Origin of the sequence: Microvirga alba (assembly GCF_015694465.1) — a bacterium.
Lineage (GTDB): Bacteria > Pseudomonadota > Alphaproteobacteria > Rhizobiales > Beijerinckiaceae > Microvirga > Microvirga alba.
Genome location: NZ_JADQDO010000018.1, coordinates 21,564 through 29,505, shown reverse-complemented (window position 1 = coordinate 29,505; position 7,942 = coordinate 21,564). Strand labels below are relative to the sequence as shown.

Below are 7,942 nucleotides of genomic sequence, written 5' to 3'. Positions count from 1 at the left end.
CTCCGAATCAGTAGGCAAGTTCAAAATGCCGCCCGGGCGTTTCGTCGTCAACGACAAACCGACCGCTCCGCACGCGCACTCACACCTTCCGTTACGGTGTGGCAATCTTGCCAACAATGAAAATAAAGAACAGGCACAAAATCAGGGCGGGGATGTCGCTACGTCCAGACTCCGTCGTTCGAGATGACGCCCTCATCTCATGATGATCAGAGATAGGCATTGAAAAATTAAACGAAGTCGCCTTCGGTTGGCAGGAGATCACTCGGCGCTATGACGTGTATAAATTATCGCGGGTAAAACCGAATGCGGCTTGAAATAACCAGCTAAAATTGTATAGCGTTGCGCGTCTGCCCACTAATACTTGTGATATATTATAACAAGTAATCGATTTTTGCGCCCGTGGGCACATTTTCTCAGCGATTTAACTTTTTATAGACTTAGCGGCACGTAGCTTCAGCCACGAAAAAGCCACTTTTTCGCCTGGAGAACTGAGCGATGCGCCTTCTCAACAACCTGCGATTGGTAACTAAGTTGGCCATCCCGGTGGTTATCTTCATCGCTGTTACGATAGGCATCATTGTCTTGGCCCGAAGCGGCCTGAACACGTTGACACAGAACACCGAAAAGCTGGTCGAGGTCGATGCCGCTCGCGTGACGTCGATCAGATCGATTAGCGCTGCCGTGAACGAGGCAACGATCCAAGAGAAGAATATTATTCTCGCAACCGACCAGGATTCTCGCACAAGCGCGGCTCAACGTTATGAAGAATACAAGAATGTCGCCATCAAAGAAGTTGATGGCCTGATCTCCCGTACGAAATCGGCAGACCGGAAAGCCATTTATGATGGCGTCAAAATTTATCTCGTCGAATATTTCGCCGCCACCGATAAGAGTGTCTCCCTCGGCGTCAAGGGCTATATGGATGATGCAGCCAAGGCGGTGACAAACGGGGACGCACGTCAAGCTCGCATCCGCGTACGCGACTTGTTGAACCAGCAAGCCGATGCCGATTCAATTGGTCTGCAGCAGTCAAGGGACGAAGCAGATGACTTTGCGAGGCAAGCGTCGCTCATCTTGATCGCTACCGCCGGTGCTGGCCTTGCTGCGGCTGTCGCGCTGATCACTGCAATCGCCGTCTTCGGAATCACGCGCCCGCTGTCGAAGGTCACAAGCGCCATGGCAAACCTCGCTGCCGGCGACCTTACTGTGTCGGTGAGTGATGCCGATCGTAAGGATGAAGTTGGTCGGATTGCCAAAGCGCTGGAGGTGTTTCGAGACAATGCAATCGAAGCGCGTCGTCTTGCGGCGGAGCAGGATGCGGAAAACGACTCGAAGATGCTGCGCGCTCAGCATCTTGACCATCTGGCGAAGGAGTTCGAATCGACGGTATCGGCCTTGACGCAGTCTCTTTCGGCTTCCGCGACGGAGATGGAAGCAACTGCGCAGACGATGACGGAGGTCGCTGATCGGACGAACCACAGGACTGTGAATGTGGCCTCTGCTGCGGAGCAGACATCGGCGAACGTGCAGACCGTGGCGGCAGCTACGGAAGAGCTGTCAATTTCGATCCGAGAGATCGCGAGCCAGGTCACGCAATCCTCGCAGATCGCGGAGCGGGCGGTTTCGGACGCCAAGCGGACCAATGCAACGGTGCAAAATCTGGCGGCCTCGGCCGAGAAGATCGGCAACGTAATCGCGCTGATCAATAACATCGCCGGTCAGACCAATCTCCTGGCCTTGAACGCGACGATCGAGGCGGCGCGCGCAGGTGAGGCCGGCAAGGGCTTTGCGGTTGTGGCCTCAGAGGTCAAGGAACTGGCTAACCAAACATCGAAGGCGACCGACGAGATCTCGCTCCAAATCGGCTCGGTGCAGCAGGCGACGGACGAGGCTGTCCGGGCGATCCAGGCGATCGCGCAGACAATCACGGAGATGTCGCAGATCTCGGTTTCTATCGCCGCTGCGATGGAGGAGCAGGGTGCTGCGACGGCGGAGATCGCCCGCAATGTCCAGGAGGCGGCGCGCGGCACTGAGCAGGTGACTGGCAATATCGGCGAGGTCCGGCGCGGTGCCGGCGAAACCGGTGCAGCCGCATCCCAGGTTCTGAGCGCCGCGCAGGATCTCGCCCGACACTCCGCCAGCCTCGGACAGGAAGTCGATGCCTTCCTAACCGACGTACAGGCTGCCTAACGGGCATTCTCGGCCCCCTAAAAAATTGAAACTGGAAGTTCCGCATGGCGCTTCCTAATCGCCAGCCTCATAGGACGTGAGTTGCGCAAATGGATGATCTTCTCCGCGAATTTTTGACAGAGACAAGCGAACATCTGGATACAGTCGATGTCGAACTCGTCCGGTTCGAGCAGGATCCCAACAATGAAACGATCCTGCGCAATATATTTCGCTTGGTTCATACTATTAAAGGAACCTGTGGCTTTCTTGGATTGCCGCGCCTCGAAGCGCTCGCGCATGCCGCCGAGACATTGATGGGCAAGTTCCGAGACGGTATGCCAGTGACAACCGACGCCGTCTCGCTCATCCTAGCGACCCTCGACCGAATCAAAGATATCCTCGCCGAGCTCGAACGAAACGGAGTCGAGCCGGATGGGCTGGACAATGATCTGATCGACAGCCTGGAGCAAATGGCATCGCAAGAGGTGCCGCTCGAAGCTCCGGTCGCCCCCGCAGCGGAACCGGAAGTCGGTACATTGAGCTATCAGGTTCTCGAACGAGCCTTGCTTCCTGGTGAGGTCTCGCTTGACGAACTCGAGCGCGCGTTCCGCGAGGCGCCCGGTCCCGAGGCGCGGGCTCCAAAAATGACTCCCGATCCGCGGTCTAAGCCTCCGGCCGAGACCGATAAGAAACCTGCCGCGTCGGCTGAAAGCGGGGAGGGTAGCGATACCCCGATCAGCAAAGTTCAGACCATCCGCGTAAACGTGGATACGCTCGAACACTTGATGACGATGGTTTCGGAGCTGGTCCTAACGCGCAACCAGCTCCTCGAGATCTCCCGGCGGTTTGACGACACAGGATACAAGGTCCCTCTGCAACGCCTCTCTCACGTCACCGCCGAACTGCAGGAAGGTGTCATGAGAACGCGCATGCAGCCGATTGGCAACGCATGGCAAAAGCTGCCGCGTGTGGTGCGCGATCTATCTGCCGAGCTTTCGAAAAAGATCGAGCTCGTGATGCAGGGCGCCGAAACCGAACTCGATCGACAGGTGCTCGAGGTCATCAAAGACCCGCTAACGCACATGGTGCGCAATTCCGCTGACCACGGGATTGAACTTCCGCGTGACCGTAAGGCGACAGGAAAACCCGAGCGCGGGACGATCCGCCTAAACGCCTATCATGAAGGCGGTACGATCACGATTGAGATCGCAGATGACGGGCGTGGGCTGAACTACGCGGCTATTCGACGGAAAGCGGTGGAGCGGGGTGTCGCAAGCGAGGCCGAGGTCGAACGAATGAGCGAGGCACAGGTTGCCAAGTTCATCTTTCATCCGGGCTTTTCAACGGCCAACGCAATCACGTCTGTGTCGGGTCGTGGCGTCGGGATGGACGTAGTCAAGACCAATATCGAACTGATTGGCGGCACTGTAGACATCCGCTCGGAGCAGGGACGCGGAACGACCTTCACGATCAAGATCCCACTTACGCTCGCCATTGTTGCAGCTCTCATCGTTTCGTCCAAGGATCAGCGGTTTGCTATCCCGCAAGTGGCGGTGTTGGAGCTTGTGCGAGTTGCGCCTGGATCGGAGCACACAATCGAACGCATCAATGGCACGCCTGTCCTGCGTCTGCGTGAGCGCCTCTTGCCGATAGTCCCCTTGTCGAAGGTGCTCGGCGTGGATGGCGATGAGGTCGCGGACGAAGGGTTCGTGGTTGTGACACAAGTCGGTCGCCAGCGGTTCGGCATCCTCGTCGACGGTGTCTTTCATACCGAGGAGATTGTCGTCAAACCGATGTCCTCGAAACTCCGCCATATTCAGCTCTTCTCGGGCAATACGATTCTCGGTGACGGCGCCGTCGTTCTCATCATCGATCCGAATGGGCTTGCCCGAATGGTCGGATCCGGATCGGAGGACAGCCAATTTCAGAACGACGAGAACCCTGAGCAAGCGAGTGTCGACGACGAGGAGGCGACAACTCTCTTGGTCTTCCGCGGAGGAGGTGAGAGCCTCAAAGCCGTTCCGCTGTCGTTGGTTACGCGCCTGGAGGAAATCGCCGCCGACACGATCGAATGGCTTGGTGGACGTCCTCTGGTGCAATACCGTGGGCGCCTGATGCCGCTCGTCGCCTCCGATGAAGCGATGGAGATCAAACGAGAAGGGTTGCAGGCTCTGGTCGTGTTCTCCGACGGAGACTTGTCGATGGGCCTCGCAGTCGAGGAAATCGTCGATATCGTCGAAGACAAGCTTGAGATAGAACTTGTCGCGGAGCGCTCCGACCTGGTCGGCTCCGCAGTCGTCCGTGGCCGGGCCACAGAGGTTGTGAACGTCGCTCACTACTTGCCGCTCGTTCACGAGGCCTGGATGCGATCCGCGGCTAACCGCGCCGACGCCGCAGCAAAGTCCATTCTCCTCGTCGACGACTCCGCATTTTTCCGAGATATGCTGACGCCAGTTCTCAAAGCCTCGGGGTACAAAGTGCATGCGGCCGCTCGCGCAGAAGAGGCTCTCCAGACTCTGGGCGCCGGCACGCATGTAGACGTGCTGGTGACCGCTATTGATCTACCAGACCGCTCCGGTTTCGAGCTTGTAGAAGCCTTGCGTGGGTCGACGCGCTTTGCAGCTTTGCCTGTGATCGCCTTGGCGGTGCGGCACGATTCGCGGCAAATCGCGCAGGCTCACAAGCTCCGCGTCACGGAACTTGTCGCAAAGTTTGACCGTCATGGTCTTCTGTCCGCGCTGTCCGAACTCCATGGATCTCTCGAAGAGGCTGCCTGATCATGACATCCGCCAATGCAAATAGTCACGGGACCTCAAAAACGGTCGCCGATCACCTAGAATACGTTACGGTTACGGTGCAGGGCCAGATGCTTGGCCTTCCGATCGACCGAGTACATGATGTCTTCGTCGCCGCCGATATAACAACGGTGCCCTTGGCATCATCAGAGATCGTCGGATTACTCAATCTCCGTGGTCGTGTTGTAACAGCCGTCTCCTTGCGCCGTCGGCTCGGAATTCCCGACCTTGTCGTGGCAGACAGGCGTATGGCGGTCGGCTTGGAGCACCGCGGGGAGTCCTACGGTTTGCTCGTGGATGAGGTCGGCGAGGTACTGAAGCTCGAAATTGACGGACTACAGCCGAACCCCGTGCACTTGGACGCGCGCTGGGCAGGTTTGTCGCGGGGTGTACACCAGCTTCAGGACAGGTTGCTGATTATACTGGACGTGGATGCCGTACTTGCTTTCGAAACCCAGAAACAGGCCGCCTGACTAAAGAGCCATCTTCTATCCCTGTAACTAGGACCCCTATCGTGAGCCTTGATCTCTCCACGCCCGTTCTTGTTGTTGACGACTATCAGACGATGGTGCGGATTCTTCGTAATCTTTTGAAGCAAATCGGCTTTCTGGACGTCGACGATGCTTCGGATGGGACCGCTGCGCTGGCGAAACTGAGAGAGAAGAAATACGGGCTTGTCATCTCGGATTGGAACATGGAGCCAATGACGGGATATGAGCTTCTTCAGCAGGTGCGTGCAGATGATGTCCTGAAGGATCTGCCGTTCATCATGGTGACGGCCGAAGCGAAGACCGAAAACGTGATCGCGGCGAAGAAAGCAGGCGTTAACAATTACATCGTCAAGCCCTTCAACGCTCAAACGCTGCAGGGAAAAATCGCAGCCGTCCTCGGGCAGTGAATAGGTTGCGGAAGGTCAGAGATGAGCGCGTCCGAGATCTCGAGCTCTGAGATGTCTCGCGCCGAGACGTCGGGCGAGAGCCTAGAGGCACGCCGCCATGCAGAGATCATGGCGGCGATAGCTTCGTTGCGAAGACATGTTCAACCCGATGCAGCGCATTCGATCGTTGAATCTCAGGAGGCACTGCGCCTTAAAGTCGAGTTGGATGCTATATCGGAAGCGATCCAGCGAACGAAGCAAGAGATCGCAACACTTCACTATGCGGGAGCCCAAGGGCGTGAAATAGCCCGGGTTACTGACGAGCTCGGCGAGATCGTACTCGGAACAGAGGCCGCGACGCATGCGATCTTGGCTGCGGCCGAGTCGGTCGACGATATCGCCGGCCGACTCGCAGTCCAGCTCTCCGGAGAACAGAGCGATATGGCGCGTCAGATTGCCGATCGCATCATCGGAATCTTCGAAGCCTGCAATTTCCAGGACATCACTGGTCAGCGCATCAGCAAAGTCGTCACCGCGATGCGGTTTGTTGAGGATCGCGTTGGGAAGATGATTGAAATCTGGGGAGGTCTCGAGAGTTTCAAAGATGTTCCGACCGTTGAGAATCCCGATCGCAAAGGGGACCGCGAGCTTCTCAATGGTCCGGCGTTGCAGACGGAAATTAGCACGTCCCAAGACGATATCGACGCCTTCTTCAAATAGACTCTAGATCAACTTAGTAGGCCCATAACTTGCTCTCGCGTCTCTCTCAATCTTTGTGTCAGGATCTGTCATCGTGAGCCTTGATCTCTCCACGCCCGTTCTTGTTGTTGACGACTATCAGACGATGGTGCGGATTCTTCGTAATCTTTTGAAGCAAATCGGCTTTCTGGACGTCGACGATGCTTCGGATGGGACCGCTGCGCTGGCGAAACTGAGAGAGAAGAAGTACGGGCTTGTCATCTCGGATTGGAACATGGAGCCAATGACGGGATATGAGCTTCTTCAGCAGGTGCGTGCAGATGATGTCCTGAAGGATCTGCCGTTCATCATGGTGACGGCCGAAGCGAAGACCGAAAACGTGATCGCGGCGAAGAAAGCAGGCGTTAACAATTACATCGTCAAGCCCTTCAACGCTCAAACGCTGCAGGGAAAAATCGCAGCCGTCCTCGGGCAGTGAGTGCCATGAACGTCAATGGCGTGAACGCTCGCAAGAGCTATCGGATCGAGTCGGCTCGCGCGAATGTATCGGTTGAATCGGATGCGGCCGAGCGTCATGCCGAAATCATGGCGGCCTTCGCATCCCTTCGCGAGGTCATTGTGCCGACGCAGGAGGTCTCACAACCAGCCCCTGAAGAGCATCGCCGAGACCTGCAAGAGGCTATGCGCCTCAAGGTCGAGCTCGACGCGATCTCAGAGGCGATTCAGCGCACAAAACGAGAAATCGCGACGCTTCACTATGCCGGCGCTCAAGGGCGGGAAATGTCCCGGGTCACTGATGAACTCGGCGCCATCGTGATCGGGACCGAAACAGCGACCAACACGATTCTCGCGTCGGTCGAAAAGATCGATGAACTCGCCGCAAATTTGGCGGCGCGCCTCTCCGGCGATGACAAAGAAATCGCCAGGGAGATTGCCGATCAGGTCATCGGCGTTTTTGAGGCGTGTAACTTTCAAGACATCACTGGTCAGCGCATCAGCAAGGTTGTCGCGGCGATGCGGTTCATCGACGAACGTGTGCGCCAAATGATCGATATCTGGGGCGGTCTTGAGAGCTTCAATGAGGTTGAGACCTTGGAAGATCCTGCTCGATCGGGCGATGGCGCCCTTCTCAATGGCCCGGCGTTGGCTGGCGATGCAAGCTGTACGTCCCAAGACGACATCGACGCCCTATTCAACTGACAACGACGACACTACCACGGCGACAAAGCCGTCGAGCAGCGCGGGCAACGGCTTCCCGCTACTATCCTATCTACTGAAAAGAGAGTTGCACGCGTCGCCGTGCGGCGGAACATGCTGCGGCGTCAAAGCCACCGGCCGGAAGGTCCCTGCCTTTTGTGCCAGTTGAAAAGAAGAGCCGCCGCAAGGACATGAGAGCCACTAT

Annotated in this window: 8 protein-coding genes; all 8 read left to right on the top strand. The window is 57.0% G+C overall.

The genetic code is table 11. The features are described 5' to 3' along the window. The coding region (locus I2H38_RS20740; RefSeq protein ID WP_210324890.1) for a hypothetical protein at positions 1–187 on the top strand (187 nt) is incomplete at its 5' end. A 308-nt stretch (positions 188–495) separates the two neighbouring features. Then, on the top strand, positions 496–2,190 hold the full coding sequence (locus I2H38_RS20085; RefSeq protein ID WP_196273658.1) for a methyl-accepting chemotaxis protein: 1,695 nt from the start codon (positions 496–498) through the stop codon (positions 2,188–2,190). A gap of 89 nt (positions 2,191–2,279) precedes the next feature. After that, a complete protein-coding gene (locus I2H38_RS20080) occupies positions 2,280–4,946 on the top strand; it encodes a hybrid sensor histidine kinase/response regulator (RefSeq protein ID WP_196273657.1) in 2,667 nt (888 codons plus the stop codon). A 2-nt stretch (positions 4,947–4,948) separates the two neighbouring features. Next, positions 4,949–5,437 carry a chemotaxis protein CheW gene (locus I2H38_RS20075; protein ID WP_196273656.1) on the top strand — a complete coding sequence of 163 codons (489 nt, stop codon included), beginning with the start codon at positions 4,949–4,951 and terminating at the stop codon, positions 5,435–5,437. Between the two features lie 41 nt (positions 5,438–5,478). Beyond that, positions 5,479–5,862 (top strand): response regulator, encoded by a 384-nt coding sequence (locus I2H38_RS20070; RefSeq protein WP_196273654.1) that lies wholly within the window; start codon positions 5,479–5,481, stop codon positions 5,860–5,862. A gap of 51 nt (positions 5,863–5,913) precedes the next feature. Continuing rightward, complete coding sequence (locus I2H38_RS20065; RefSeq protein ID WP_229426838.1) at positions 5,914–6,561, top strand: protein phosphatase CheZ; 648 nt, start codon at positions 5,914–5,916, stop codon at positions 6,559–6,561. Positions 6,562–6,634: 73 nt separating this feature from the next. Then, complete coding sequence (locus tag I2H38_RS20060) at positions 6,635–7,018, top strand: response regulator (protein ID WP_196273654.1); 384 nt, start codon at positions 6,635–6,637, stop codon at positions 7,016–7,018. Between the two features lie 5 nt (positions 7,019–7,023). Further along, a complete protein-coding gene (locus tag I2H38_RS20055; RefSeq protein WP_196273653.1) occupies positions 7,024–7,740 on the top strand; it encodes a protein phosphatase CheZ in 717 nt (238 codons plus the stop codon). Positions 7,741–7,942 lie beyond the last annotated feature (202 nt).

Coding starts and splice junctions, on each gene's coding strand:
- I2H38_RS20085 (WP_196273658.1), top strand. CDS start 496: ATGCGCCTTCTCAACAACCTGCGATTGGTAACTAAGTTGGCCATCCCG.
- I2H38_RS20080 (WP_196273657.1), top strand. CDS start 2,280: ATGGATGATCTTCTCCGCGAATTTTTGACAGAGACAAGCGAACATCTG.
- I2H38_RS20075 (WP_196273656.1), top strand. CDS start 4,949: ATGACATCCGCCAATGCAAATAGTCACGGGACCTCAAAAACGGTCGCC.
- I2H38_RS20065 (WP_229426838.1), top strand. CDS start 5,914: ATGTCTCGCGCCGAGACGTCGGGCGAGAGCCTAGAGGCACGCCGCCAT.
- I2H38_RS20055 (WP_196273653.1), top strand. CDS start 7,024: ATGAACGTCAATGGCGTGAACGCTCGCAAGAGCTATCGGATCGAGTCG.